Source organism: Kineosporia babensis (assembly GCF_021129305.1).
GTDB lineage: Bacteria > Actinomycetota > Actinomycetes > Actinomycetales > Kineosporiaceae > Kineosporia > Kineosporia babensis.
Genome location: NZ_JAJOMB010000007.1, coordinates 71,007 through 97,712, shown reverse-complemented (window position 1 = coordinate 97,712; position 26,706 = coordinate 71,007). Strand labels below are relative to the sequence as shown.

23 protein-coding genes are annotated in these 26,706 nt (G+C 69.1%); 14 read left to right on the top strand and 9 right to left on the bottom strand.

Features of this window, described 5'->3' with window-relative positions:
* Positions 1-20: 20 nt before the first annotated feature.
* Both cydB and cydD read left to right on the top strand, forming a co-directional pair.
* Positions 21-1,022: a cytochrome d ubiquinol oxidase subunit II gene (gene cydB / locus LR394_RS14980; protein WP_231442185.1), complete on the top strand. Its 1,002-nt coding sequence runs from the start codon at positions 21-23 to the stop codon at positions 1,020-1,022.
* On the top strand, positions 1,019-4,777 hold the full coding sequence (gene cydD / locus LR394_RS14975) for a thiol reductant ABC exporter subunit CydD (protein WP_231442183.1): 3,759 nt from the start codon (positions 1,019-1,021) through the stop codon (positions 4,775-4,777). The genes cydB and cydD overlap by 4 nt, the downstream gene beginning before the upstream one ends.
* Here the strand turns inward: cydD and LR394_RS14970 are convergent.
* From LR394_RS14970 to LR394_RS14960, 3 genes are all read right to left on the bottom strand, one after another.
* The gene (locus tag LR394_RS14970) at positions 4,761-5,213 is read right to left on the bottom strand and encodes a GNAT family N-acetyltransferase (protein WP_231442181.1); all 453 of its coding nucleotides are present in this window, start codon (positions 5,211-5,213) and stop codon (positions 4,761-4,763) included. The genes cydD and LR394_RS14970 overlap by 17 nt on opposite strands.
* A gap of 29 nt (positions 5,214-5,242) precedes the next feature.
* On the bottom strand, positions 5,243-5,608 hold the full coding sequence (locus LR394_RS14965) for a hypothetical protein (protein ID WP_231442179.1): 366 nt from the start codon (positions 5,606-5,608) through the stop codon (positions 5,243-5,245).
* A gap of 84 nt (positions 5,609-5,692) precedes the next feature.
* Positions 5,693-6,655, bottom strand: a complete 963-nt coding sequence (locus LR394_RS14960; RefSeq protein WP_231442178.1) for an EamA family transporter — start codon at positions 6,653-6,655, stop codon at positions 5,693-5,695.
* Positions 6,656-6,728: 73 nt separating this feature from the next.
* On the opposite strand from LR394_RS14960, the gene LR394_RS14955 reads away from it, so the two are divergent.
* The 3 genes from LR394_RS14955 to LR394_RS14945 all read left to right on the top strand — a co-directional run bounded on the left by LR394_RS14955 (position 6,729) and on the right by LR394_RS14945 (position 9,261).
* Complete coding sequence (locus LR394_RS14955) at positions 6,729-7,652, top strand: LysR family transcriptional regulator (protein ID WP_231442176.1); 924 nt, start codon at positions 6,729-6,731, stop codon at positions 7,650-7,652.
* A 95-nt stretch (positions 7,653-7,747) separates the two neighbouring features.
* The gene (locus tag LR394_RS14950; RefSeq protein WP_231442174.1) at positions 7,748-8,338 is read left to right on the top strand and encodes a GNAT family N-acetyltransferase; all 591 of its coding nucleotides are present in this window, start codon (positions 7,748-7,750) and stop codon (positions 8,336-8,338) included.
* On the top strand, positions 8,335-9,261 hold the full coding sequence (locus tag LR394_RS14945) for a nicotianamine synthase family protein (protein WP_231442172.1): 927 nt from the start codon (positions 8,335-8,337) through the stop codon (positions 9,259-9,261). The genes LR394_RS14950 and LR394_RS14945 overlap by 4 nt, the downstream gene beginning before the upstream one ends.
* 7 nt (positions 9,262-9,268) lie before the next feature.
* On the opposite strand, the gene LR394_RS14940 is transcribed toward LR394_RS14945, so the two are convergent.
* Positions 9,269-11,290: an HNH endonuclease signature motif containing protein gene (locus tag LR394_RS14940; RefSeq protein ID WP_231442170.1), complete on the bottom strand. Its 2,022-nt coding sequence runs from the start codon at positions 11,288-11,290 to the stop codon at positions 9,269-9,271.
* A 1,073-nt stretch (positions 11,291-12,363) separates the two neighbouring features.
* Positions 12,364-13,575, bottom strand: coding sequence for an amidohydrolase family protein (locus LR394_RS14935; protein ID WP_231442168.1), 1,212 nt, complete (start codon positions 13,573-13,575; stop codon positions 12,364-12,366).
* 85 nt (positions 13,576-13,660) lie between these two features.
* Here LR394_RS14935 and LR394_RS14930 point away from each other — a divergent pair, with 85 nt between their 5' ends.
* The 5 genes from LR394_RS14930 (at position 13,661) to LR394_RS14910 (ending at position 19,313) form a co-directional block, all read left to right on the top strand.
* Positions 13,661-14,416 carry a hypothetical protein gene (locus tag LR394_RS14930; RefSeq protein WP_231442166.1) on the top strand — a complete coding sequence of 252 codons (756 nt, stop codon included), beginning with the start codon at positions 13,661-13,663 and terminating at the stop codon, positions 14,414-14,416.
* A gap of 276 nt (positions 14,417-14,692) precedes the next feature.
* Positions 14,693-17,377 (top strand): pyruvate, phosphate dikinase, encoded by a 2,685-nt coding sequence (ppdK, locus tag LR394_RS14925; RefSeq protein WP_231442164.1) that lies wholly within the window; start codon positions 14,693-14,695, stop codon positions 17,375-17,377.
* 22 nt (positions 17,378-17,399) lie between these two features.
* Positions 17,400-17,837, top strand: a complete 438-nt coding sequence (locus LR394_RS14920; RefSeq protein WP_231442162.1) for an OsmC family protein — start codon at positions 17,400-17,402, stop codon at positions 17,835-17,837.
* A gap of 25 nt (positions 17,838-17,862) precedes the next feature.
* On the top strand, positions 17,863-18,183 hold the full coding sequence (gene trxA, locus LR394_RS14915; RefSeq protein ID WP_231442159.1) for a thioredoxin: 321 nt from the start codon (positions 17,863-17,865) through the stop codon (positions 18,181-18,183).
* Entirely contained in the window at positions 18,183-19,313 is a 1,131-nt protein-coding gene (locus LR394_RS14910) for a BTAD domain-containing putative transcriptional regulator (RefSeq protein WP_231442157.1), read from the top strand. The genes trxA and LR394_RS14910 overlap by 1 nt, the downstream gene beginning before the upstream one ends.
* A gap of 4 nt (positions 19,314-19,317) precedes the next feature.
* On the opposite strand, the gene LR394_RS14905 is transcribed toward LR394_RS14910, so the two are convergent.
* Positions 19,318-19,794 (bottom strand): VOC family protein, encoded by a 477-nt coding sequence (locus LR394_RS14905; RefSeq protein WP_231442155.1) that lies wholly within the window; start codon positions 19,792-19,794, stop codon positions 19,318-19,320.
* Between the two features lie 102 nt (positions 19,795-19,896).
* The gene (locus LR394_RS14900) at positions 19,897-20,226 is read right to left on the bottom strand and encodes a putative quinol monooxygenase (RefSeq protein WP_231442154.1); all 330 of its coding nucleotides are present in this window, start codon (positions 20,224-20,226) and stop codon (positions 19,897-19,899) included.
* A gap of 153 nt (positions 20,227-20,379) precedes the next feature.
* Here LR394_RS14900 and LR394_RS14895 point away from each other — a divergent pair, with 153 nt between their 5' ends.
* The 3 genes from LR394_RS14895 to LR394_RS14885 all read left to right on the top strand — a co-directional run bounded on the left by LR394_RS14895 (position 20,380) and on the right by LR394_RS14885 (position 22,036).
* Positions 20,380-21,042: a DUF2975 domain-containing protein gene (locus tag LR394_RS14895; protein WP_231442152.1), complete on the top strand. Its 663-nt coding sequence runs from the start codon at positions 20,380-20,382 to the stop codon at positions 21,040-21,042.
* A complete protein-coding gene (locus LR394_RS14890) occupies positions 21,039-21,263 on the top strand; it encodes a helix-turn-helix domain-containing protein (RefSeq protein ID WP_331283065.1) in 225 nt (74 codons plus the stop codon). Before LR394_RS14895 ends, LR394_RS14890 begins: the two co-directional genes overlap by 4 nt.
* A gap of 77 nt (positions 21,264-21,340) precedes the next feature.
* A complete protein-coding gene (locus LR394_RS14885; RefSeq protein ID WP_231442149.1) occupies positions 21,341-22,036 on the top strand; it encodes a hypothetical protein in 696 nt (231 codons plus the stop codon).
* A 3-nt stretch (positions 22,037-22,039) separates the two neighbouring features.
* Here LR394_RS14885 and LR394_RS14880 read toward each other — a convergent pair whose 3' ends face one another.
* On the bottom strand, positions 22,040-23,218 hold the full coding sequence (locus LR394_RS14880; RefSeq protein ID WP_231442148.1) for a type III PLP-dependent enzyme domain-containing protein: 1,179 nt from the start codon (positions 23,216-23,218) through the stop codon (positions 22,040-22,042).
* Positions 23,219-23,446: 228 nt separating this feature from the next.
* Here LR394_RS14880 and LR394_RS14875 point away from each other — a divergent pair, with 228 nt between their 5' ends.
* A complete protein-coding gene (locus LR394_RS14875) occupies positions 23,447-25,795 on the top strand; it encodes an AAA family ATPase (RefSeq protein WP_231442145.1) in 2,349 nt (782 codons plus the stop codon).
* On the opposite strand, the gene LR394_RS41625 is transcribed toward LR394_RS14875, so the two are convergent.
* Positions 25,728-26,702, bottom strand: a complete 975-nt coding sequence (locus LR394_RS41625; protein ID WP_269329188.1) for a DMT family transporter — start codon at positions 26,700-26,702, stop codon at positions 25,728-25,730. The two genes, LR394_RS14875 and LR394_RS41625, sit on opposite strands and share 68 nt — an antisense overlap.
* Between the last annotated feature and the right edge of the window lie 4 nt (positions 26,703-26,706).

Sequence of the window (26,706 nt, the reverse complement as noted above, 5' to 3'; positions counted from 1 at the left end):
AAGAAAGGACAGGACTTCTCATGGATCTGCCCACGATCTGGTTCGGCGTGATCGTCTTGGCCTGGGTGCTGTTCTTCGTCCTGGAGGGCTTCGACTTCGGCATCGGGATGATCGTCGGTTTCGGCCGGCGGCCCCTGCACGAGCGCGACGCCGCGGTGAAGACCATCGCCCCGACCTGGGACGGCAACGAGGTCTGGCTGGTCGCCGCGATCGGCCTGATGTTCGCCATCTTCCCGGAGTGGTACGCGGCCGTGCTGTCCGGCCTGTACCTGCCGATGGTGGTGATTCTGCTGGCGCTGGCCGCCCGCGGGGTGGCCCTGGAGTTTCGCGGGAAGTACCACGGCGCGGGCGAAGAGCTTTGGAAGCAGCGCTGCGATCGGGTGATGGCCTGGTCGTCGCTGCTGGTCGTGGCGCTGTGGGGGGCTTCGTTCGCGGCGCTGGCCAAGGGGCTGGCGATCAATGCCGAGGGCGAGGTGATGGCCTCGGCCTGGACCCGCAGTTTCGCTCCGTTGTTCACCTGGGAAGGCGCGGCCGGAGCGCTGGGTGGGGTGCTGATGGCGCTGCTGATGGGCGCCCAGTTCCTGAGTCTGCGCACCACCGGCCCGCTGCGGGAATGGTCGCGTCCGCTGGCCCTGCGTACGGCTTTCGCCCTGGCTGCAGGCTCTTTGGTGGTCGCCGCACTGACCGGGCAGGTGGCCATCGTGCTGATCATGGCCCCCGCGTTGCTGGCGCTGCTGGGCACCTACTTCCGCCGCGAGGGACTGGCCTTCGTCGGCGGATCACTGACCATCACTGCGGCCACTGCGCTGGCGGTGGCCTGGCACGCGCCGACTCTGCTGCCGAGCAGCCTGGACCCGGCCTGGTCGGTCACCATGGAAGGTGCTGTCACTTCCGACTTCTCGCTCGAGGTGATCAGCTGGGCGGCCCTGTTCATCATGCCCGCGGTGGTGGTCTACCAGGCGTTCTCGTACTGGGTCTTCCGTCGCCGGATCAGCAGCGAACGGGTGGCCACCCCGGCATGAGTACTACCCCTCGGCCCCGAGGTCCGGTCGATACCAGGGTTTTCCAGCTGGTCCCGGGCCTGCGCCGCGATGCGCTGGTGCTGGGCGGGCTGGCGGCCCTGGGTGCCTTGGCCCTGCTCGGTCAGTTGATCGCGGTCGCCTGGGCGGTGACCGCCTACGCTTCCGGTAAGGATCTTTGGCTTCCGGTCGGCTCTTTCGTTGCGATCAAGGTTGTCCGCAGTCTGTTAAGGGCTTTCGAGCATCAACGGACGGCTGCCGCGGCTGGACGAGCTCGGGTTGCGGTGGGTGGGCGGCTGGTTGCGGCAGCGCTCCGGATGGCGCCGTCGCAGCTGGCCACGACCGGTCCGGGGACGGTTTCGGCGCTGGCCACGAACGGTGCGGACACGCTGGAGAAGTACGTCACGCGTTATCTGCCGGCGGTGATTCCGGCGGTGCTACTGCCGCCTGCGGTGATCGTGCTCCTGGCCCTGCTGGACTTCCGCTCGGCCGTGATCGTCGTGCTCACGCTGCCGCTGATCCCGGTTTTCGCTGCGCTGGTGGGCTGGCTGACGGAGAAGCGGGCGGCTCAGCAGTGGCAGCTGATGTCCCGGCTCTCGGCGCATTTCCTCGATGTAGTGCAGGGATTGGTGACGCTTCGGGCCTACCGGCGTGCCGATCGTCAGGTCGAGGTGCTGGCCGAGGTGGGGGAACGGCACCGGGCAGCCACCGTGCGGGTGCTGCGGATCGCGTTCCTTTCGGGAACGGCACTGGATCTGGTGGCGACGCTTTCGGTCGGCCTGGTTGCGGTGGAGGCCGGTTTACGGGTGGCAGCCGGTGAACTGCAATTGGGGACGGCTCTGGTCGCCATTCTGATTGCACCTGAGGCTTATCGGCCGGTGCGGGAACTGGGAGCCCGGTTCCACGAGAGCGCTGACGCCACGAGCATTCTCGACGAGGTCGGTGAGTTGCTTCAGGCCGTTCCTGAGACTGGGCCGGTGGCTGAGCCTGCTTCGGCGCCTGGTGGTTCGATTTCTGGCGGCACTTCGGGTGGTTCGCTGCCTTCGGGCGTTGCTTTGGTTGCTGAAGGGCTGACCGTCGGGGCTCCGGGCCGGGCCGAGCCGGTGTTGTCGGGGGTAGGGCTCTGGGCGTTCAGCGGCCAGATCACCGCTCTGACCGGCCCATCGGGGGTCGGGAAGACCACTCTGCTCAGGGTTCTGGCCGGTGTGCTGACCCCTTCGGCGGGCTCGGTTCGCTGCGGTGCTCCCGTGGTCTACCTGCCCCAGCAGCCCACCTTTCCGCTGGCCCGGACCCTGCGCGAGGCGGTTGTCGCGGGCTGGCCCGAAGCTCCTGACCAGGTCATTGCCGAGGCCCTGCGCGATGCCGCGGCGTCGGACTGGATCGCTGCACTGCCCGCCGGTCTGGACACCTCGCTGGGCGAGGACGGCCGTGACCTGAGCGCCGGGCAGCGGCAGCGAATCGCTGTGGCCCGCGCCCTGGTTCAGGCTTCGCGAAGATTGTCGGTGGGTGCCCCTATCGTTCTTCTCGACGAACCGTCTGCTCACCTTGACGAGCAGACGGAGCGCGCGGTCCTGGCCGGGCTGCGGCGTCGAGCAGATCAGGGGGCCTGCATCGTGATGGTTGCGCACCGTCCGGCTGCGATTGCGGCGGCGGACGAAGTCAGTCAGCTGTGGGGGGTTCGGCCGGCGAGCGGTCCGGCTGGGGGAGCCCAACTCCAGTTGGGTGATAACAGGCTGGGAGGTCAAGGCGGCCGAGGCGGCGATGTGCCGGTAGTGGCCGTTGCCCGGCCGGAGGCATCAAACGCGCGTTCCTGGGAAAACGACTCTGGTCTGCCCGGCTTCGGTAAGGCCTGGGCCGATGCCAAGCCGGCTCGTCCCTGGATCCCGGCCCGGTTCCGCCGTACCTCGATGAACCTGGCCCTGGTCCTGGGCACACTCTCGTCCCTGTCCGGCGTCGCCCTGACCGCGGTTGCGGCCTGGCTGCTCACCAAGGCCTCGTTCCAGCCGCCCGTACTCACCCTGACCGTCGCGGTGGTCGGGGTTCGCCTGTTCGCCGTGACCCGTCCTCTGTTCAGCTATCTCGACCGGGTGGTCGCGCACGACGTCGCCCTCGCCGACCTCGGCAAACTCCGGTCCCGCGTCTACGCCGACCTCGTCCCGCGGGTTCCTGGCCCGGCCCTGCCGCGGCGCGGCGACCTGCTCACCCGCCTGGTCGACGACGTCGATGCGGTGGGCGACAGCGTGCTGCGCTGGCGTCGTCCGGCCGTCGTCGCTGCGGCCACCGTGGTCGTCGCGCTGATCGTGGCCGCCGTGATCAGCCCGCTCGCCGCCCTGGCGGCGCTGCCAGGTCTGCTCCTGGCCGGGATCATCGCGCCCGTCGTGGCCGGGGCCGGGGCAGATCAGCGCGCCGCCCGTACTGCCGAGGCCAGGGCGGGCTACTCGCAGACCGTGGTGGAGGTGCTCTCCGGCGCCGAAGACGTGAATGCCCTGGGCGCAGCCGATTCCGGGGTGAAGCCGGTCCGGTCGGCCGGGCGGCACGCTGTTGAGGTCGACCAGGTTCAGGTCCGGCGTACTGCTCTGGCCGAGCTGCTGCGGATGGCGGGTGCCGGACTGGCGGTGGCGGGCGTCATGCTGGCCGCGGTCGGTGCGGGTGGACTGAGCCTGGAGCAGTTCGGCGTGCTGGCACTCGGAACCCTGGCGCTCGGCGATGTGACGGCGACGCTGCCCGACGCCGTGAACGCCCGCACCCGAGGCCGAATTGCCGAGCGCCGCCTGAACGAGGTGCTGGAAACCCCGCCGCCCAGCGTGGAACCGGTGGCTGAGACAGGGGCTGAGACTGGTTCTGGGACTGGGGTGCTCGCGTCGGGTGATGCTGAGGGTGCCTTGGCCGGTGCGTCCGTCGCGGTCGGTCAGAGAGCATCCTTGCCGGTGTCTGCGGGTGCTCAGTTGATCCCGGCTCAGGGTTCCTTCCCGGGCGAGGACGCAGTGCTCCAGGAACTGGACCGGGCCTGCGGCGAGGGGATGGATCTGGACGAGCTGCTGCTGTCCCTCGGCGTGGTCGGGCGCTGCGGTGATCACGCTCCGCGGGTCCGGCTCACCGATGTCACGGCGGGCTGGAACCCCGATGCCGAGCCGGTGCTCAGGAACCTCGATCTCAACCTTTCGCCGGGCTTCCGGATCGCCGTTCAGGGTCCCTCCGGGTGCGGCAAGTCCACCTTGGCCGCACTCGTCCTCAAGTTTCTGGATCCTCGCGGCGGCCGAGTGAGCCTGGGCGGCGAGAACTACCAGCAACTGGCCGGTGATCGGGTTCGTGAGGTCGTGGGCCTGGTTTCGGACGACGACCACGTGTTCGCCAGCACACTGCGCGAGAACCTGAAGCTGGCCAAGCCCGGCGCCGACGATGCCGAGCTGCGGGTTGCGCTGACCCGGGCCCGGCTGGGTCAGTGGTTCAACGCGCTGCCCGACGGCCTGGACACCTGGCTCGGTGAACGCGGGGCCACGTTGTCGGCGGGGGAGCGGCGGCGGCTGGCCCTGGCCCGGGCGTTGCTCGCCGACCGTCCGGTGCTGGTGCTCGACGAGCCGGCCGAGAGCCTGGACGCGGAGACCGCCGAGGCCGTGCTCGACGACATGCTTCAGGCCTCGGGCGGGCGCTCGGTGTTGCTGGTGACCCATCGTGGCGAAGGGCTGGGCCAGGTGGATCAGGTGCTGCGGCTGCAGGAGGGGCGACTGCAGGAAGGGCAGCTCAGAGCTGGTACTTGAAACCGGCGTGCGACTGGACGAACCCGAGGTTGCGGTAGAAGCGGTGGGCGTCTTCTCGTTCCACCGCGGAGGTCAGCTGCACCAGATCGCAGCCTCGGGCCCGGCACTCGTCCAGGATCCAGCGCATCATCGCTGAGCCCAGGCCGGCGCCGCGCTCGGTGCTCGCGACCCGCACCGCTTCGACGATGGCGCGGGTCGCCCCACGCCGCGAGAGGCCCGGGATGAAGGTGACCTGCGCCGTGGCCAGGACCACGCCCTGGCGTTCGCCCACCACCTGCAACTGACCAGGGTCCGCGTCCACCCGTCCAAAAGCCTGTTCGTAGACCTTCGGATCATCCGGACTCTCGCGCTGGGCGCCGAGCCGGTCGTCGGCCAGCAGGCCCACGATGGCCGGGACGTCGTGCAGGGTGGCGCGGCGGAAGACGAGGTCGCTCATCAAGGTCCAATCAGGTGGTGGTTGCGGGCTCAGGCGGCCCGGGAACCGCCCTTGCCGTTGGTCGGAGCCAGTTGCGTGCGGCGCGGCTGAGCTGTCTGGGCGGGCTGAGCCGTCTGGATGTTGTTCTGAGCTGCCTGGGTGTGGTTCTGAGCGGCGGCCCGCTCCTGTGCGGCCTTGACCAGCAGCCGGCTGGCGGTGCCGTAGCCGGCCTGGTCGGGAGCCACCAACGGCAGGTCGTCCAGCGAGTCCGAGGTGACCGCCCCGATCACCGGACCGGCCGAGACCTCGTCCACGAAAGCGTCCACAGTTCGGTTCCGGTTTGCCACCAGACGCCCGAACACGCAGGCCAGCAGTACGATCAGGCCCAGACCCAGAGCGATGAGCTCGATGAACACGACAGCCTCCTCGGGGCGCCGAAAGTCTCCGGGGCGGCAGCTCGACGCTGCTTCCCGAGTTCCAGCTTCCGTCGGCAGGGGGCATCAAAGCGTCAGCCTACGGGGGGAATTGGCTCGTACCTGAGGACCACTGTCATCCTCCGGGCGGACGGCCCCGGCCTCAGGGACTGCCGGGGGCTCACTCGCTCGGCGCAACGGCCACCGGATCGCCACCACGGCCACACCCAACAGGAGTATCAGTCCACCGAGAAGCTCGTAAAAGCTGGGCTCTTCGTTCTGCACCAGGGCCGCCGAGATCAGGCCGACCACCGGCACCAGCAAGGTGAACGGAACCACCTGGGCGGCGGTGTACTTGGCCAGCAGGGTGTTCCAGATGCCGTAGCCGACCAAGGACGCCAGCACCGCGGTGTACAGCGTGGAAGCGATGTTCCCGAGCGTGATGTGGGTGAGCGCGTGCCCGACCGCGGCCGGCCCGTCCATGATCAGCGACAGCGCAACCATCGGTACCGGCACCACGATCGCCGACCAGACCGTCAGGGAAAGCCCCGATTTCACCGCCGCCCGGCGAGCCAGCACATTGCCGGTCGCCCAGCTCAGCGCGGCCAGGATGCACAGCGTCAGGCCGATCAGGGGAGTCTCGGCGGAGCGGCCCAACGCCACCACGGCCAGACCTGCAGCGCCCATCCCGACCCCGATCCCCGCTCGCACGCTGGGCCGTTCGTGCAGTACTCCGGCGGCGATCACCACCGTGGCCACGACCTGGGTCTGCAGCACCAGACTGGCCAGACCGGCCGGCATGCCCGCGTGCAATGAGGCGTACAACAGGGCGAACTGGCCCAGGCTCAGGAAACTGCCGACCAGCAGGAGAGTGCGCCACGGCAGATCCGGACGGGGGAGCAGAAACACGGCCGGGATCAGCACCACCACGAAACGCAGGGCGACGAACAGCAGGGGTGGGAATCCGGCCAGACCCTCGTCGATGACAACGAAGTTCAGGCCCCAGATCACCGTCACCAGAACGGCCAGCAGGGAGTCGCGAGTGGTCACAGGGAACAGCTTGCGCCGGGCAATCATGTACGTCCATCGACTTCTGTTGCCGTCGAATCGGTAGCATCGCTTCATGATGGATCTGGTGGCGCTGCGCTCGCTGATCGCGGTGGACGTCAACGGCACGGTCGCCGCTGCGGCCAGCGCCGGCGGCTACACCCCGTCGGCGGTTTCGCAACAGATCAAGCGCCTGGAGCGGGAGCTCGGGGTGGAGTTGCTCGAGCGGGTCGGGCGCCGGGTGGTGCTCACCGTCGAGGGGCGCAACCTGGTGCAGCACGGCCACAGCATCCTGCGGCAGGTGGAGGCGGCCACCGCGGGCATCGGTGGGGACAGTGGTGATCCAGCCGGTCTGTTGCGGATCGTGGCGTTTTCCACGGCAGTGCGCGGGCTGGTGGCGCCCCTGCTCGCGGATCTGGCTCGCACCAGTCCGGAATTGGTGCCCGAGCTGTATGAGCGGGAGCCGTCCGAAAGCGTGGATGCGGTGGCCTCGGGGCAGGCGGACCTGGGCCTGGTGCATCACTGGGTGGGGGTTCCGCTGCACCGGCCGGGCTTCGTGGACAGCCGGCTGATCGGTTACGACACGGCCGACCTGCTGGTGCATGCCAACCATCGACTGGCCCAGGCGCAGCACGTCACGCCGGCCGACCTGGTGGACGAGTCGTGGGCGTCCACCCCGCCGGGCAGCATCTGCCACGGCTGGTTCGTGTACATGTTCGCCGGTTTCGCCCGGCCCCCTCGGGTGCGCTTCTGGCCCATGGAGTTCGCCTCCCAGATCGAGCTGGTGGCCCAGGGGCTGGCGGTGGCCCTGGTGCCGCGGCTGGGCCGGGGTGTGCTGCCGCCGCAGGTGGTGGCGGTGGAGGTCTCAGGGCCGGTGCCGACCCGGGTGATCGAGATGATCTGGCGCAACTCGATGTCGGTCAGCCCGGCGCTGAGGCACGTCGCAGACCGGTGCGCGGCCATCTACGCCGATACCGCGGCTGTCGCGGCCAGGACATGATCATGTGATCCAGATCATGGTCGCGGTGCGTTCCCGGTGGTTACTGGTGGGTGAATGAGAGTCATTATCAAAACATCGGCTATCGTCTGAGACCCGTGCTGACAATCGACAACGGGGGCAGGAAGATGGACGAGGTGGAGATCCGGACGGCCACGACCGCAGATCTGGGCGGTGCGGTGGCATGCATGCGTGAGGTCCTCGACCGGGACATGGGCGGCTACAACGAACGCTGGCACCAGGACATCGACGACCTGGCCACCACCTATCTCGACGCTCCGCGCGCGGCCCTGTTCGTCGCCGTCGAGAACGAGCGGGTGCTGGCCACCACGGCGGTACGGCCCTGTCACCTCGCCTCCCCGCCCAATCCGGAATGGCTCAGCGCCCGCTACAACCGGCCCGAGGCTTGTCAGCTGGTCCGGGTCTGGGTGCGGCCGGAGGCCCGGCGCCGGGGTCTGGCCCGGCGCCTGGTGGCCGAGGCCACGGTGTGGGCCACCGAGATCGGCGAGTACGACACGGTGTACCTGCACACGGATGCGGGAGTGCCCGGCGCCGAGGCGTTCTGGCGTTCGATGCCGACGGTCGAGGTGCTGGACACCCGGCCCGATCCTTACAACACCGTGCACTTCGAGATCGACGTGCCCAAGATCGGTGCGCGGCTTCCGGTTGCGGCGGCCGAGCGCCGGTGAGGCTCGAGTCGTCGGTGGAGGGTTCCGACCTGGTTCTGACCGAAGATGCTGTATCGGCAGATGCTGTGTCGGCGGGTGTCTCGCCGGATCGGCTGCATGCTGAGCAGCTGGCCCGGCGGGTCGCCGAGATCTACGAAAGCCTGCGTCAGCAGCCCGGTCTGGAGCCGTCAACGCTGGTGAACCGGCTGTTCGGCGAGCTCGTCGGGCTGTGCGGCGAGCACGGTGGAGACCTTTCGCCCCGGGCCGTGCGGGTCCTGGAGGACGAGCGGATCACCTCGCGGCTGCCGGGCCTGCATGAGGTCTGCGCCCAGGGCGAGTACCTGATGGAGACGCACTGGTCCCGCCGCATCGCCGCCGCCGACAAGCCGCAGGACGAGCTCGAGGGTTTTCCCTACCTGGACAACTACCGCGAGCTGACCCGGCTGGAGATCAACCTGCTGCGCTGCTTCGGGGTGGACCCGGCGGGGGCTCGGCGGATCTGTTTCCTCGGCGCGGGCCCGCTCCCGCTCAGCGCGATCTGCCTGTACGCGGAACTGGCGGTCCCGGTGGACGTGGTCGATCACTCCGCCGAGGCCGTGGCGCTGGGCTCGGCCTGTGCCGACGCGTTGCTCGGGCCGGGCCCGGTGCGCTTCCACCACGCCGAAGCCGCCGAGTTCGAGGCAGTTTCCGAGTCTGACGTGGTGGTGCTCGGCGCCCTGGCCGGGCTGGACCCGGAGGCCAAGAACGCCATCCTGGCCGCGCTCTGGGAACGACTGCGCCCCGGCGCCGTACTCCTGGTGCGCAGCGCGGCCGGGCTGCGGCGTCTGCTCTACCCGGCGGTGGGCGAGCAGGAGCTGAGCGGCTGGGAACAACTCGGCGTGCTGCACCCGCTCAACGACGTGATCAACTCGGTCATCGTCCTGCGGCGCCCGGCCCGGCTCTAGTTCAGCATCAGTAGGGCGGTTCGCCGAGGCCAGGGAGCCTTTCCTTGCTTTCGCCCCAGGGTGCGTGGCGGGGTCTGGGCAGGGGTGGCGGGTTCTCACGGGCGCGTTGTTCGGCTTGGCGGCGCAGGCGTTCCTTGTAGTCCTTCCACCAGTTCAGGTCGTTCTGCCAGGTCCGGGTGCGGCGGGCGGTGCGTTCGGCGGCGGGCATCAGATCCACTCTGGACAGGGGCGAGGGTGCCGGCTCGCTGGGCTGGCTGGTCAGGGCGGGCAGGCTCCAGCCGGGCATGCCGGGTAGACACGGCGGCGGGGTGTGATGCTGGAGGCCGTCCGGGGTGCTCCAGATCGTGGAGCCGAGCGGGTAGGGCTCATCCGGGCGGGCGGCGCGGGCGCTCCAACGGCCGAAGGTCTTCAGGCGATGATGAGAGCGGCAGGATGGCCGCAAATTGCAGGCGCAGGTGACGCCACCCTGGTCAAAGGGGGTGAGGTGGTCAAGATCGCAGCGGGCGGCCGGGGTGGTGCATCCGGGGAAGGTGCAGGTCGGGTAGAGAGCGCTCAGCAGGGCGGTGAGTGCTCGTCCGGGCCGGTAGCGATTCATCCCGGGCAAGGTGTGATCCAGTCCGGCCGGGCAGCGTTCTTGCGGTGAGCCCGGCTCTCCCGGTCGGCGGCTTTCACTGTGCACACCCGATCCTCTTGGTGGGCGGCCTTGGTTCTGCACGCTCGATTGTCTTGGTGGGTGGCCTTCGTTCTGCATGCCTGACTCTCGTGGTGGGCGCCTTTCGCCCTGCACACCCGATTCTCTTGGTGGGCGGCCCCCGCTTTGCACGCCTGGCTCTCTTGGTGGGCGGCCTTGGTCCTGCACGCTCGATTGTCGTGGTGGGCGGCCTTTGTTCTGCGCACCCGACTCTCCTGGTCGGCGGCCTTCGCTCTGCGCACCCGACTTTGCTGGTTCTGGCGTGAGCGATGAGCCTGGATCAGACCAAGCCGTGCTGGGTGCTTCGGGGCTGTGTGCTGCGGGGTGGGTGCAGGCCCCCGGCGCGACGATCAGGTTGACCTGCGCAGGCTTGACTGCCAGACGGCGAGCCAGGCCGGCCGCGACCGGGCCGTGCCCTTCCAGGAGCCCGGGCGTGTTGTCCAGGCCGAGCAGGGTGGCATCGGTGATGGTCACGTTCAGTTGGGTCTTAGTGCTGCGCCTACCGTTCCGTGCGAGGAACTGCTGCCAGGCTTGAGCGACCTGCCTGGGCAGGCTTGGCTGGCTGTCCCCGGTGTTGTCGGCGTCATCGGTGTTGCCGAAATCCCCGGTCTCTCTGGGGTCCCTGGCATCCTCAGTGTCTGGTGTTTCAGTCGCCAGCGGGATGCGTAAACCGTTGGCGGCCACCGTAACCAGCGCTGCGAAGACATCAGCGCAGCGCTGGTCATGAGTCCGAAGGTCGGCTGTCCCGTTCTCCAGTGCCCTGTCGCGTTCGGCGTCCGCGACGGCGTCTACGAAGCCGTGCAGCAGTTGGGCGATGTCGGCCGGAACCATGGCGGTGATCAGGGCCATCCCGTCGGCCAGGGCCTCGAACTGCACATGACGGCTGCGCCGGGCCTCCTCGTGGGCCGGTGTACCGGAGCCCGGCTGCAGCTCGAGCAGGAGACGCTCGATGAGCCGCTGCAGTTCGTGATTGGTGAGGCCGGGAGCCTGGGCGGCGATGACTGCTTCGGTGAGGAGCCAGCGGTCGGTGCCGGGCTCGAAGTCGTCGATCCTTTCTGCGGCCTCGTGCAGCATGCGGGTCACGGTGATCGCACGGGTCTGGTCCAGCCGGGCCTGGCTGAACAGGCACATGATGGCGGGTAGGTCATCGACCAGGCCCCGGGCATGCTCCAGCAACGTTGTGGTGGTACGCGGATGGCGATTCGTTTCTGGCGCTATCCGGGCCGACGTCAGCCGGAGCGAAGAGATCTGCGTGGCCGTGTCTGCCGCAACCGCCGGATCCGCAGCAGCATCGCCAGTATGGTTGCGGCGCTTGGTGTAACGCCGAGCAGGCGGCATGGTCTTCGCTGCTCGGGCCAAGGTCCTGATGTGCTGGGCCTGGACCGACCGGATGATCCATTCTTGCTGAACTGCCAGTTCTACCAATGCAGAGGATGTTTCGGACGAGGTCGGGGCCGTGACGACGGCCGGATCGAGTTCTTCCAGTAGCCATCCTGACAACGCCACGAGTTCTTGCGGCGCGCGTTCCGTCAGGCGCCCATCGGCTAGATGCCCCATCGTTAATACCCCGTCCCCCAACAGGATTCGCCATCATCAACTTGCGAAACCATCATAAACCCGACCACCGACAGAATCGGAAAAGGACGCCGGAGGGGTGGGTGGGTTGGGTCGGCCGTCCGGGGTGGCTGGAGTTGGTGACTGGGGGATGCGGGACCTGATGCCGGGATCCGGGCGAGAGCGGTTGTTCGGCAGAGCGGTTGGTCGCGAAGATTGTCGGTGGGTGGTGCTTGGATATGGGTGAGGGGGCTGGGTAGAGGTGGTCGCCTGGCTGTTCGGAGCGAGGAGGGGCAGACGAGGCGTGGAGCTGGGGGCGGTCGGGGGTCTGGGGTCGGGGGTCGGGCGAGAGTGGTTGCTTGGCCGAGCGGTTGGTTGTGAAGATTGTCGGTAGGTGGTGCTTGGATGTGGTTGGGAAAAGCTGGGTTTGAGGTTGCTTCCGGCCGGATTGGGAGTGGGATCCGGTGGGCAACATGTGGTGCTGGAGGGTGCGAGGTAAGGGCGGTTGGCTGGCAGGGGGTGTTGAGGCGGGGTGGTTGGGCCGGAGTGCTCGGGCGGGAAGGTTGGGGCGGGGTGCTCGAGCGGGAAGGTTCGGGCGGGGTGTTTGGACCGGGGTACTCGGGCGTGAGGGTTCGGGCGGGGGTGTTTGGACCGGGGTGCTCGGGCGGGAAGGTTTGGGCAGGTTGTTCAGACAGGGGTGCTCGGGTTGGGCTACTTGGTTTGTGTTGTTTAGGCAAGAGTTTTCGGGCAGGGCGCTCGAGTTGGGTTTCTAGGGAGGATTTCGGGCGGGGTGTTCGGGCTGGACTGCTCGGGTTGGAGTGCTCGGGTTGGGGTTTTGGGTAGGGGTCTTCGGGCAGTTATCGGCCGGTAGTGCTGGTGGTCTGGGCGAGTTCCTGGCCTTGGAGGATTACGGATTTCACCCGGGTCAGTGCGGTGATGTCTTTGCGGGGGTCGCCGTCCACCACCAAGAGGTCTGCGTCGGCGCCGGGGGTGAGGCTGCCCTTGCGGTTGGCCAGGCCGCAGGCCTGGGCCGAGATCGAGGTTGCGGTGGCGATGGCGTCGTCCGCGGCGATGCCGGCAGCTACCAGTTCGGCCACTGCGTGGGCCACGATGCCGTGGGGCTTGGCGGCGTGGATGCCGGCATCGGATCCGCTGATCACCAGAACGCCCTCGCTGTGCAGCTTCTTGACCTGGGCGAAGCGGTGGGCAGGGACCAGTCCGGTGCGGCGGGTGACCTCCTGGGCCTGGGCCGACGGCTGGCTTCCGGGCAGGCGTCCGAAGGTCGGGCCGATGTGAATGCCGGTGTCGCGTAGACGGGAGGCCAGGTCAGGTGGAGTCTGCACGCCGGAAGTGGTTAGGCAGGTGCAGTGTTCGATGTTCTTGACGCCGGCGTCGATGCACAGTTCGACCGCGGCCAGGGAATGGGCGTGGGCGGCAACCGAAAGCCCGTGCTCAGCGGCCCTCCGAACCACCAGGGAGACGTCTTCAAGTGTGTACTGCAGCGACAACAGATCGGAGCCAGGAGTCATGGCGCCGCCGCTGACCACGATCTTGACCAGGTCGGCCCCCCGGCGAGCACGCTCGTCCACCGCAGCAATCAAGCCCGACGAACCCGCGGCCTCTCCGCCCATGGCGGCGCAGTGTCCGCCGGGGATGGTGATGGGTGGCCCGGAGGCGACGACGGTGGGGTCAATCGGAGACGGGGTCCGCTCCAGTACCGACCACCGGTTGTCTCCCAGGTCGCGGACTGTGGTTACCCCGGCCCGGGCATGCGCCTGCAGGGATTCGCGCGTTACCTGCTCGCGATCGTCCGGGGTGCGGTCCGGGTCCCGGCCGAGGGCGCCGTCCTGGCCGTCGGCGATCAGGTGGACGTGGGTGTCGATCAGGCCGGGCAGGAGCGTGCCGTGCTCGTGGTGGCGCACCTCGAAGCCTTCCGGAACTGGTCGCTGCGCAGGTTCGACGGCCAGGATACGGCCGGCTTCGGTGAGCACGGTGGCGCCTTCGGACAGGAAGCGCCGGCCGTCGAAGGCCAAGGGGGCGACATGGGCGACACGCTCCGGGTACGACATGTCACCCATCCTCGGAATCCGTTGCAACCGGGGCAAGAGGCAACGGGTGGCGATAAAGTCACTCAAGATTCTTGGGGGAGGGTGCTTGGGCGGGGATCTGGCCATCAACCTGGCCGCGAGCGCGCTGTTCGGCGGGCTGTTGTGGCTGGCCGGGATGCTCGGGCGTTACCGTCGCCGGGCCAGGACGAGGCGGTTCTTCGGGCTGGCTCCGGGCGAGCGGGCCTCCGTGGTCGTGGGCAAGGACACCTGGGGCCGGGACGGCAGCGTCAGCCGGGGTGATGTGGCGGCCATGGTCGAGGTCGCGGTGGTCGTGAAGAGTTGTGACGCTGAACCGGACTTCCTGATGCACCAGGACGCGCGTACCGGGTTGGGCGAGAAGACCGAGTTCTGTGTCGGCGGGCCGAGTTCCAACCGCCGGTCCGAGGCTCTCCTGCGCCGGTTCCTGCCGGGTTTCCAGGAGGTCGTGCGCGACGAGAGGTCGGCCTTCCGGGTCGGTGCGCGGGAGTTCGAGTACGAACGTGGGGAGAGCGCGGTGGTGCTGGTGGCACGGCTCTACCAAGGTGTGGACCAGCTCTACCAAGGGGCGGACCAGCTCTACCAAGGGGTGGGCCGTCCGGGTAAGCCGCTGTTCCTGATCGTCGGCCAGACCGCGATCGCGAACCATGCCGGGGCGCGGCACCTGGCCCGCGAGGGGCGCAAGCTGGCTGCCAAATACGCTCCGGGGCAGCAGTTCTGTGTGGCCCTGCGGCTCGTCGAACCGCGCAGCTACGGCAACAACCTGGTGGAGTTCGTGGGCGACCTGTCTCTGGATGCTTTCGCCGCCCGGGAAACGGCTGATTAGTTCCGGGAAGATCATGCGGAACGGCGCCGAATTATCGTCAGCGGGACGAATGAAATGGTGACGTTTCCCCGTCCAAAAGCACCTAAAGCAACAGTTGCCGACCGCCGGGCGCATCGCTGCCACCCCCGCTACCTGTCCGCGAAAGTCCAGGTCAAGCCCCCTTGGCCATGGTCGGCGTCACTCGGTCACCCCCTGTCCGGACAGCTTTTGCGCACCTACTCTCGCCTTCTTGGAATGCCGTTCGGAGCTCGGTCCGCGGAAAGGCGTGATGGATCCATGACCCAGTACGTGTATGCGTTCTCGGAAGGCAGCAAAGAGCAGAAAGAACTTCTCGGTGGCAAGGGCGCGAACCTGGCCGAGATGACCAAGCTCGGGCTCCCGGTGCCTCCCGGGTTCACCATCACGACCGAGGCCTGCCGCTCGTACCTGGCCGCCGGTACCGAGCCCGGGGAACTGCGGGTGCAGCTGACCATGGCGCTGCGCCGGCTGGAAGACGATCTTGGTCGCCGGCTCGGGGACCGGCACGATCCGCTGCTGGTCAGCGTGCGTTCCGGGGCGATGCACTCGATGCCCGGGATGATGGAGACAGTGCTCAACGTCGGCCTGAACGACGCCAGTGTCAAGGGCCTGGCCGAGGAGAGCGGCGACGAGCGTTTCGCCTGGGACTCCTACCGGCGGCTGCTGCAGATGTTCGGCAAGACCGTGCTGGAGATCGACGGCGAGGTCTTCTCGAACGCCCTGGACGAGGCCAAGAGCGCCCAGGGCGTGGCCACCGACGTAGAGCTGAACGTGGACAGCCTGAAAGGGCTGGTCAGCACGTTCAAGGCGGTGATCCTGGAGCACAGCGGTGACGAGTTCCCGCAGCATCCACGTGAGCAGCTGGACATGGCGATCCGGGCGGTGTTCGACTCCTGGAACACCGAGCGGGCCCGGCTGTACCGGCGTCGTGAACGCATCCCGCAGGACCTGGGTACCGCGGTGAACATCTGCACGATGGTGTTCGGGAACCTGGGTGAGACCTCGGGCACCGGCGTCGCATTCACCCGGGACCCGGCTTCCGGGCACAGCGGGGTGTACGGCGACTACCTGGTGAACGCGCAGGGCGAGGACGTGGTGGCGGGCATCCGTAACACGTTGAGCCTGGCCGATCTGAAGGACCTCGACCCGTCCTCGTACAAGCAGTTGCTGCAGGTGATGCGGCGGCTGGAGACGCACTACCGGGATCTGTGCGACATCGAGTTCACGATCGAGCGCAGCAAGTTGTGGATGCTGCAGACACGGGTGGGCAAACGGACGGCGGCGGCCGCCTTCCGGATCGCGACCCAGTTGGTCGACGAGAACCTGATCACGATGGACGAGGCGCTGCAGCGGGTGGACGGGGCTCAGCTGGCCCAGCTGATGTTCCCGCGGTTCGACGCCGCTGCCGAGAAGACCCGTCTGGGCAAGGGAATGGCTGCTTCACCGGGCGCCGCGACCGGGCAGATCGTGTTCAGTTCCAAGGCCGCGGAGAAGGCGGCAGCCGAGGGACAGGCCGTGATCCTGGTTCGCAAGGAGACCAACCCGGACGACCTCGGCGGCATGATCGCCTCCCAGGGAGTGCTGACCTCGCGTGGCGGAAAGACCAGCCACGCCGCGGTGGTGGCCCGGGGTATGGGCAAGACCTGTGTCTGCGGTTTCGCCGAGCTGGACGTGAACAGTGCGGCCGGCACCGCGACCGTGAACGGCGAGGTGCTGCGCGAGGGCGACATGATCAGCATCGACGGCAGCACCGGCGAGGTCTTCGCCGGCGAGGTGCCGGTCGTCTCGTCCCCGGTGGCCACCTACCTGGAGAGCGGGCTGGACGAGGCGCTCAAGGACACCGACCCGGACACCGGGGAGCTGGTGCGCTCGGTCGACCGGCTGCTCACGCACGCTGACTCGATCCGTCGGCTGCGAGTACGGACGAACGCCGACAACGCAGAGGACGCCGCTCGGGCGCGGCATCTGGGGGCGCAGGGGATCGGGCTGTGCCGGACCGAGCACATGTTCCTGGGCGATCGGCGGGTGCTGATCGAGCGGCTGATCCTGGCCTCGGGCAGCGAGGAACGGCAGGCGGTGTACGACGAGCTGCTGCCGTTGCAGCGCCAGGACTTCGTCGAGCTGCTCACCGCGATGAACGATCTGCCGGTGACGATCCGGCTGCTCGACCCGCCGTTGCACGAGTTCCTGCCCGACCGCACCGAGCTGTCGGTGAAGGTGGCGCTGGACCGGGCCGCCGGGAACCCCGACCCGGATGAGGAACGCCTGCTGGCCGCGGTGGACAAGCTGCACGAGTCCAACCCGATGCTGGGTCTGCGCGGGGTGCGGCTGGGCCTGGTCCTGCCCGGGCTGTTCGCGTTGCAGGTACGGGCGATCAGCGAGGCGGCGGCCGGGCTGAAGGCGCAGGGCGGCAACCCGCAGGTGGAGATCATGGTGCCGCTGGTCGGCTCGGTGATGGAGCTGTTCCTGATCCGCGACGAGGCGGACCAGATCCTGGCCACGGTCGCCCAGGAGCAGGGCGTGGAGCTGGACATCCCGATCGGCACGATGATCGAGCTGCCGCGGGCCGCGCTGACCGCCGCCCGGGTGGCCGAGGCCGCGCAGTTCTTCTCCTTCGGCACCAACGACCTGACCCAGACCACCTGGGGCTTCTCCCGCGACGACGTGGAGGGCGGGTTCTTCGCCACCTACCTGGACCGGGGCGTGTTCATGGTCTCGCCGTTCGAGAGCCTGGACGTGGACGGGGTGGGCCGGCTGATCCGGATCGCCGCCACCGACGGCCGGAAACGGCGCCCGGACCTGAAGCTGGGGGTGTGCGGCGAGCACGGCGGCGACCCGGACTCGATCCACTTCTTCCACCAGGTCGGCATCGACTACGTCTCGTGCTCGCCCTTCCGGGTGCCGATCGCCCGGCTGGAGGCAGGCCGCGCGGCTGTGCTCTGAGCTCGCGTGCCATGCTCACGGCATGGCTGAACAGAACGACGACAACCGCTCGGTGACCCTCGAACGTCTCGAGGAGGGCGTGTACCAGGCCACCAACAAGCGCGGCAACACACTGCGCTTCGGCAGCAAGGCCGACGACGCGTTCTCCCCGGTGGAGCTTCTGCTGGCGGCCATCGCCGGGTGCTCCGCGGTGGACGTGGACGTGGTCACCGGGCGGCGGTCGCCGGCCGAGAACTTCGAGGCCCGGGTGGACGCCCGTTACGTGCGCGAGAACGGCGAGAACCACCTCGAGGACATCGTGCTGACCTTCGACGTGCGCTTCCCCGAGGGTGAGGCCGGCGACGCCGCGCGGATGCTGCTGCCGCGGGCGATCAAGGCCTCGCACGATCGCACCTGCACGGTCTCGCGGACGATCGAGAACGGGACGCCGATCACGGTGCGCACCGCGGATCCGGCCTGAGGGTTTCAGGTCCTATGGTGGTGGGGTGTCCCTGACCACCACCACCGAGGCCTCGTTCGCCGCGGACGTGCTGGCCAGCCCCGAGCCGGTGCTGGTCGAGTTCTCCGCCGACTGGTGCCCACCGTGCCAGATGATCGCCCCGGTGCTGGAGCAGATCGCCACCGACGAGTCCGGACGGCTGCGGGTGGTCCTCGTCGACGTGGACGAGAACCCGGTGGTGGCCGACCTGTACCAGGTCACCGCCATGCCCACGCTGGTGCTGTTCCGGGCCGGCCAGGAGGTCGCGCGGATCAAGGGGGTCAAGCCGCGGGAGCTGATCCTGGCCGAGATCACCCCGCACCTGTGATGGACCGGCCGGTCCAGATCGGCCTGCTCGGGCCGCTGGAACTGCGGGTAGAAGAGCGGGTTATCCCGGTGGCGGGCCGACGCCGGCGGGCCATCCTGTCGGTCCTGGCGGCGGCCGCCGGGCGCACGGTGACTACCGACACCCTGCTGGAAGACGCGTTCTTCGACGTCGAGAGCCCGGCTCCGAACACCCTGCACGTGCATGTCAGCCAGCTGCGGTCGTTGCTGGCCCCGTACGGCGGGGCGCTGGAACGGGTGGGTACCGGTTACCGGCTGGACAGCGCGGTGGTGGCCACCGACGCCGCCGGGCTGGACGAGGCGGTCAAGGCGCTCCGGGCGCACCTGACACCGGGTGCGGTGAAGCGGCTGCGGGTGGCCATGGAGATCTGGCGCGGCGACTTCTGCGAGGACGTGCCGGTGCCCGCGCTGGAGGGCCGCCGGGCGTACTTCGCCGAGCTGCGCCTGTCGGCGGCCGAGGTGCTGTTCGACGCCGAACTGCAGGGCGGGGGCACTCCCGACCTGCCCGAGCGGATCGAAGAACTGCTGGCTGCGGCGCCTTTACGGGAACGGCTGTGGGGTCAGCTGATGCTGGCGCTGAACGTGGGCGGGCGCCAGAGCGAGGCGCTGGCCGCCTACCGCCGGGCCCGCACCGTGCTGGCCGACGAGGGCGGTCTGGATCCCGGGCCGGCGCTGCGCGAGCTGGAGACGATGATCCTGCGCCAGGCCGACTCGGTGGACACCACCGGCTCGGCCCCGCCGGTGCTGCCGGTGAGCACCGCGCCCACGCTGGTCTGGCTGGACGCGGCGGGGATGCTCAAGGCCCGCCCGATGCTGGAGCGCACTCCGGTGGTGATCGGCCGCTCGGCCGACTGCGAGATCCGGATCGACTGGGACCCGCTGGTCTCCCGCAAGCATGCCAGCATCACCCGCACCGCAGACGGTTTCGAGGTGCGCGACCTCGGCTCGACGAACGGGGTGACGGTGGACGGCACCCGGGTGCAGGAGGTCGCCGCCCTGCGGTTGCGGGGCACCCTGCAGGTCGGCGACACGGCGCTGTTCCTGCGGGCGCCCTCGGAACGCATCGGCTCGCGCCAGCACACCATCACCGCGGTGAAGCCGAAGGAGCGCTGAGCCCTCAGCCGTCGGCGGCCTTGAGCAGGTCGGCGATGATCAGCCGCTTCATCCCGAACATGGCGGTGAAGGCCCGGGACCGCCGGCCCTCGTCCGGATCGACGATCAGCTCGTTGAACATCTCCGGGACGATCTGCCAGGACACCCCGAAACGGTCCTTCAGCCAGCCGCACTCGACCTCCTGGCCGCCGTCGGCGGTCAGCGCGAACCAGTAGTGGTCCACCTCGGCCTGGTCGGCGCACAGCACCACGAACGAGACCGCCTCGCTGAACTGGAACATCGGGCCGCCGTTGATGGCGTTGAAGTCCTGCCCGTCGAGCTTGAAGTCGATCGCCAGGACCCCCTCGGTCCGGCCGTGCTGGTTCCACGGGCCGGCGTACGAGGTGCGCACGGTGGAGGAGTTGGGAAAGATCTTGCTGTAGAAGGCGACCGCCTCCTCGGCGTTGCCGTCGAACCACAGGCTGGGCTGGATGATGGGCATCTGCTCGTCCTTTCCGGTCGGGAGGCACCTTCGGTCGTGAGGCACCGGCAAAAGACAAGACGCCGACGAGTCCGGGAACTCATCGGCGCCTGAGCCGGATGATCAGTCGATCTGCAGCTCGCCCATCTGGTCCCAGCCGGTCCGCTCCGGGCCCAGGTCGGAGAAGATGATCCGCGGGGTGGCGGCCAGCATCGGCCGCATCTTCTCCAGGCCGGGCTTGAAGTGGGCCGAGTTGACGTGTGCGGAGCCGGCCTCGGCGTCCACGTAGCCCTCGGTCAGGATGAACTCGTTGGGGTCCTCGACGTTACGGGCCCAGTCGTACCAGAGGCAGCCGGGCTCGTTGCGCACCGCCTGGGTGGGCTCGCGCAGTTCGTCGATGAAGGTGTCGGCGTACTCGGGCTTCACCGGAAAACGCACCGTGATGACGATCATGCGGCTCATCCTAGGTCGGCCCGCGGCCGGGCGCCGGTGGGGATCGCCAGGCGGCGAGCATCCGGGAGAAAGCTGGACATATCGACAATCAATGCGTAACACTCTTCGCGGGGCGTATCGAATGTCGATATGCGATGAGGGGGGAGCGCCGGGATGCGCATCGGCAGTTTCGTGATCGACCGGGATCCGGTCTACGTGGGGACCCGCACGCTGCGGGTGATCTCGGCCGGGCTGCTGCTGCTCGGTGTGGTGGCGCTGGGGTTCGCGGCGGTGCAGCTGGTCCGTTCGTTCGTCGTGAGCCCCGCACCGCTGAAGCTTCCGGTGGCTCTGGTCGAGGGGGCGAGCGTCGAAGAGGCCTTTGAGCACCGGCTGCAGACCGCCTACGCCCAGACCCGGGTCACCGCGAACGGCGACGGGATGTTCCTCACCACCAACGACCCCACCCGGACCGAGATGGTGCTGGGGGCTGCGGGCGAGGTTCTGCTCGCGGTGGCGATCGGGACGAGCGCCCTGCTGCTGCGTCCCCTGCTGGCCTCGATCGCGGACGGCCGCCCGTTCGCTCCCGGCAATGCCCGCCGGCTGGCCCACGTCGCTCTGATCACCACTGCCGCAGCGGTTCTGGTGCCGTTGATCCCGCGGGTGGCGACCATGCAGGTGCTGGACCGGCTGGAGCTCGTCGAGGAGGGCAGCCCGTTCCTGTTCGGCATGACCTTCTCGCTGACCCCGGTGATCCTCTTCCCGCTGGTGCTCCTGGTGCTGGCCGAGGCGTTCCGGCAGGGCGAGAAGCTGCACCGCGACGTCGAGGGGCTGGTGTGAGCGCACCCCCGGCCGGCGTGGTCTGCCACCTCGACCGGCTGCTGGCCGAGCGGGGGATGACCCTGACCGAGCTGTCGGCCCGGGCCGGGGTCACCGTGGCCAACCTGTCGGTGCTGAAGAACAACCGGGCCCGGGCCGTCCGGTTCTCCACCCTGACCGCGATCTGCCAGGTGCTGAACTGCGATCCAGGTGACCTGCTGTCGGTGGAGCCGCTCAAGTAACCCGCGAGGAATGCCGATACCGCGCCTACCGCCGGTGGCATCGGATCGCCGGCGACGGTTCCTCTCGGGAGGCTCCCATGTCGGTCGCCGAAATCATCCAGGCCTTCGGCTGGATCCCGGTGTGCTGGCTTCTCGCCGTGCACATCCTGATCCGGATGGGCCGCCTGCCGCGCTACGGCCGGGCGGTGCGGATGGCCGGTTACCTCGCCGCCCTGACGATCGTGGCGGCCGCCGTCACCACCCGGATGTGGCCGATCGCCGTCCTCGGTCTGCTGTTCATGCGGACCGAACTGCTCGGCCACCGGCACGCTGAGGAAAGCCCCGAGAAGGCCGAGCCGGAACGGGTGCCGACGGCTCGTCGTCCGCTGCATGACGACGACGAGTTGCTCGACGATGTGCGCATCCACCACGGCGGGGGTGGTGGGGCGCGGCTGCTGCCGGGCCGGACGGCAGCCAGCGCGGCCATGCTGAACGCCCGCACCGAACCCGTGCACCTGGGCCACGACAAGAGCGACCCGGACTTCGTGCCGGCCTCGGTGGGCCTGCGCGACCTGCACCACGACGACCACCCGCCGCATCCGCGAGACCCTCAGGAGCGAGACCATCCGATCCTGCAGGGCGCCAAGCACGTCACCGACATCGTGCTGAAGGTGGAGATCGTCGCCGTGGTGGTGATCGCCCTGGTGCTGTTCGGGGTCTGGGCCGAGGGGCAGCGCCGGGACTTCGTGCGCAACACCAACTACAACGTCTGCGAGATGTCCTCGAGCTGCTGACCCTCAGTCCAGGTAGGCGAAGCTGGGGTGCGGGTGCATCAGGAAGTCGTGGTGCGAGATGTTCCAGGCGTAGGCCCCCGCCATCCGGAACACCAGCAGGTCACCGATTCGCAGGTCCTGCACCGGGACCCCGGTGGCCAGCTGGTCTTTCGGGGTGCAGAGCTGACCGACCACGGTGAGCGAGTCGTCGTTCAGCGCATCCCCGGAGCGCTGCGGTCCAGGTAGCGCCACCAGCGGCTGACTGTGCCCCTTGGCGGCCGGGGTACGCAGATGATGCGTACCCCCGCGAGCGATCGCGTACGCCTGGCCGCGGGTGTACTTCAGGTCCAGCACATCGCTGACGTAGTAGCCGGAATGCACGCTGACCGCCCGGCCCGGCTCCACCCGTAGCACCACCGATCCGTCTGCCAGTCCGGCCAGCCCCTTGGCGTAGGCCGCCCAGTCGAAGCGATGGCCGGGCTCGGCGTAGTCGACCGTCATCCCCCCGCCCAGGTTGACCTCGGGGGACTTCAAACCCGGCAGGTTGGCCCGCAGCCAGGTGCGCGCCCAGTCCAGCACCCGCTCGTCCAGAGTCAGCTTCTGCTCGGCGTCCAGCCCGGAGGCCAGGTGCACGTGGACGCCTCGCACCCGCACCCCACTGCCTGCCGCGGCCGCGTCCCGGGCGATCCGGGCCGCGACGACCAGCGACTCCTCGTCCATCCCGAACGGCCCGCTCATGTTCAGCGCCGCCCCGGTGACCCCGAACGGCAGGTTGGCCCGCAGCAGCACCTCCACCGGCCGCCGCCCGGCCAGCGCGATCACCCGGTTCAGCTCACGCAGGCTCTCCACGTGCAGCCGCCATACCCCGCGCTGGATCGCGGTCATCAGCTCACGGTCGGTCTTGCCGGGCCCGCCGAAGGCCACCCGGGCGTGCGGCAGCGCGTCCATCACGTGCTCGAGCTCGCCGCCCGAGGCCACCTCGATGCCGTCGGTCAGCGGGGCCAGCACCCGCAGCAGCTGGGCGTCCGGATTGGCTTTGGCGGCGTACAGAAACTCCACTCCGGCCCCGGCCAGCGCATCCCGGATCTGACCGGCCTGGGTTTTCAGGGCCGGCAGATCGTAGAGAAATGCGGGCAACTGGTTCTGGGCGGCCAGGGCCAGGGCCCGTTCCCGCACGGCGGCCGGGAGCACGTCGTCTCGCATCCGCCGATTGTCGCTGACCGGAGGCCGAAGGTGCGCAGGCTTCACCCGGTGAGGACATGAAGGTGACATGAACGACAGCGCGGGTCACCGCAGGTCACCCTGATGGGACGCAGCGCTCGCAAAAGTGGCGGCGGAGGCGATAGCTTAAGAAATTGTGCCGGCCCGAGAATGATTCAAAAGAATGCCAGCCAACAGGCGAGATGGTAATTCGCGGAGGAAGAATTGTCAATGAGTCACGGTGCTTTCCGGGATACTGATCCGGATGGCGAGATCGCGTTCGAACAGGATTACGTCAATCTGCTCTACGCCCATCTCGACCAGCTCCGCGAGCGTCTGACCGCCCGCCGGAGGACCGCCCTGGCCTCCGCCGCGGGTACCCGTCAGGCCCTGGTCGAGCGCGAGGCTGTGGTGCACCAGTACGGCGGGCGCCTGGCTCAGCTCAACGCCGCCGAGAACGCACTGTGCTTCGGCCGGCTGGATCTGGAAGGCACCGACCGGCCGCGCTACGTGGGCCGGATCGGGGTGCACGATCCGGACGGTGAGCAGGACGAACCCCTGCTGATCGACTGGCGGGCGCCGGTGGCCCGGCCGTTCTACCTGGCCACCGCCCTGCAGCGGGACGGCGTGGTGCGGCGCCGGCACATCCGCACGGTGGGGCGCCGGGTGGTGCACCTGCACGACGAGCACCTGAGCAACAGAGCCGATCCAGAAGCTACCGAGGTTGCCCCGGAAGGGGCCGGCCCGGACTCCATCACCAGCGAATCGGCCCTGCTCACCGCGCTGAACGCGGCCCGCACCGGGCGGATGAACGACATCGTCGAGACGGTGCAGGCCGAGCAGGACCGGATCATCCGCGCCGAGCTGCCGGGCATCCTGGTGGTGCAGGGTGGCCCGGGCACCGGCAAGACCGCGGTGGCCCTGCACCGCGCCGCCTACCTCCTGTACCACCACCGTGAGCTGCTGGAACGCCGCGGTGTGCTGATCATCGGGCCGAACACCACGTTCCTGCGGTACATCGCCGAGGTGCTGCCCGCGCTCGGCGAGACCGGCGCCATGCTCGCCACCACCGCCGACCTGTTCCCGGGAGTGGCGCCGACGCGCGTCGAGGCCGGTCCGGTCACCGCGCTCAAAGGGCAGTTGCTCATGAAGGACGTGGTGGCCGGCGCGGTCGCGGACCGCCAGTGGGTGCCGCACGACGATGACGAAGTGGTCGCGGTCCGCCACGACGGGCAGTTGCTGCGCCTGGACCGGCAGGCCTGCCTGGCGCTGCGCGAACGGGTACGCAGCGCCCGGCTGCTGCACAACGAGGCCCGGCCGCTGGTGCGCCGGCTGGTGCTGACCGAGCTGACCCGGTTGTGGGCCGAGGCGGTGGGGGAAGACCCGCTGGGCGGCGAGAACCTGCTCGGGCCGGAGGATCTGGACCTGCTCCGGGCCGAGCTCGAGGAGAACGACGGTGTGGACGGCATGGTCGACTGGCTGTGGCCGGTGCTGACCCCGACCCGGCTGCTGCGCGAGCTGTTCGCCTCGCCGCAGCGGATCCGGGCCGCGGCCGCCGAGGTCGGGCTCACCCAGCAGGAGCAGGACTGGCTGGTCCGCGAGGGCACCGGCTGGTCCGAGGCCGACGTGCCGCTGCTGGACGAGGCGGCCGAGCTGCTGGGCCGCGACGACTCGACGGCCCGGCGCCTGGCCGAGCAGCTGCAGACCGCCAACCTGGAGTATGCCCAGGGTGTGCTGGACGTGCTGCGCGGTTCGGAGTCCGGTGACTTCGAGGACGAGGAGAGCGAGATCCTGGCGGCGTTCGACCTGATCGACGCCGAGGCCCTGCTCGACCGGCAGGAAGAGGTGGACCACCGCACCGCCGCCGAGCGCGCGGCCACCGACCGGACCTGGCGCTTCGGCCACATCATCGTGGACGAGGCGCAGGAGCTCTCCCCGATGGCCTGGCGGATGCTGATGCGCCGCTCGCGATCGATGACGCTGGTCGGCGACGTGGCCCAGACCGGGGAACCGGCCGGAGCCTCGTCCTGGCAGCAGGCCCTGCAGCCCCATGTCGGCGAGCACTGGCGGCTGGAGGAACTCACCGTCAACTACCGCATGCCCGGGCCGATCGCCCAGGTGGCCGCCGACGTCCTGCAAGCTCTGAATCCCAAGCTGCCCGCACCCGAAGTCGTCCGGCCGGACGGCCCGGTGCCCTGGACCCGACGCGTCGCCGACCTGGGCCCCGAACTCGTTGCCGCCGTCGCTGGGGAACTCGAAAATCTTGATCAGGAAAGGCGACTGGCCGTGGTCGCCGCACCCGATCAGACCCAGGAGGTGTTCGCCCGGCTGCAGGCGGGGCTGGCTGAATCCGTTGCCCTGGGCGAGAACGAGACCCTGGCCCGGGTGGCCGTGGTGGAACCGCGCGAGACCAAGGGCCTGGAGTTCGACGCCGTCGTGGTGGTCGAACCCGACCGGATCCTGGCCGCCTCGCCGCGGGGTCTGGGTGACCTCTACGTAACGGTGACCCGGGCTACCCAGCGACTGGGGATCGTCCATTGCTCCGATCTGCCAACGGTTCTGCGATCGCTTCGGCACTGACCGGTTCGGCGCTGATCTGTTCGGAGCTGACCGGTTCGCGCCCGGAGCCGTTCACCAGATAGGAGCCGGCCAGCACGAGCACGAACCCGAGAAGCGTCCAGGCCGTGACCTTCTCGTTCAGGAAGGCGGCGCCGGCCACCACCGCGACCACCGGGTTCAGGTACACGATGGTGGTCGCCCGCACCGGCCCGAGCTCGCCGATCAGGGCGAACAGCAGCAGGAAGGACGAGGCGGTGCAGACCACGGTCAGCACCGCGACCGCCACCAGCACGTCACCGGACGGCCGGCTGCTGGGGAAACCGCCGCTGAGCAGCACCAGCGGCAGGTAGATCAGCGTGGTCACCACCAGGCCGGCCGTCACCACCGGCAGACCGGGCAGATCGCCCAGGCAGCGGGCCAGGATCACCGGCCCGATCGCGTAACCCACCACCACAATGCCCATCTCGGCCACCGCGCCCAGATCGGACACGTTCACGTCCAGGCCCACCAGCGCGGCCACCCCCACCGTGCCCAGCGCCAGCCCGGCCGCACCCCGCAGGCCGAGCCGCTCCGCCTGACGGGTGAGCAGCGCGATCAGCACCCCGACCACCGGCACGGCCGAGATCAGGATGGCGGCGGTGGAACTGGACAGCGTCTGCTCGGCCCGGTTGAGGAAGAACCAGGGAAAGACGATCTCGAAGACGGCGTAGCCGAGCACGGCCGGCCAGCGGCGCACCAGCTCGGGCAGCACCGCGCGGTGCCGGGCGCTCAGCAGGACCAGCGGCACCAGCAGCAGCGAGGCCAGGCCGGTGCGGGCCAGCACCAGGAAGGCGGGGGTGAGTTCCGCCATCGCCACCTTGATGAACAGGTACGGAACGCCCCAGGCGAAGCCCAGCGCGAGGAAGAGGATCACGGCACGGCGGCTCATGGAC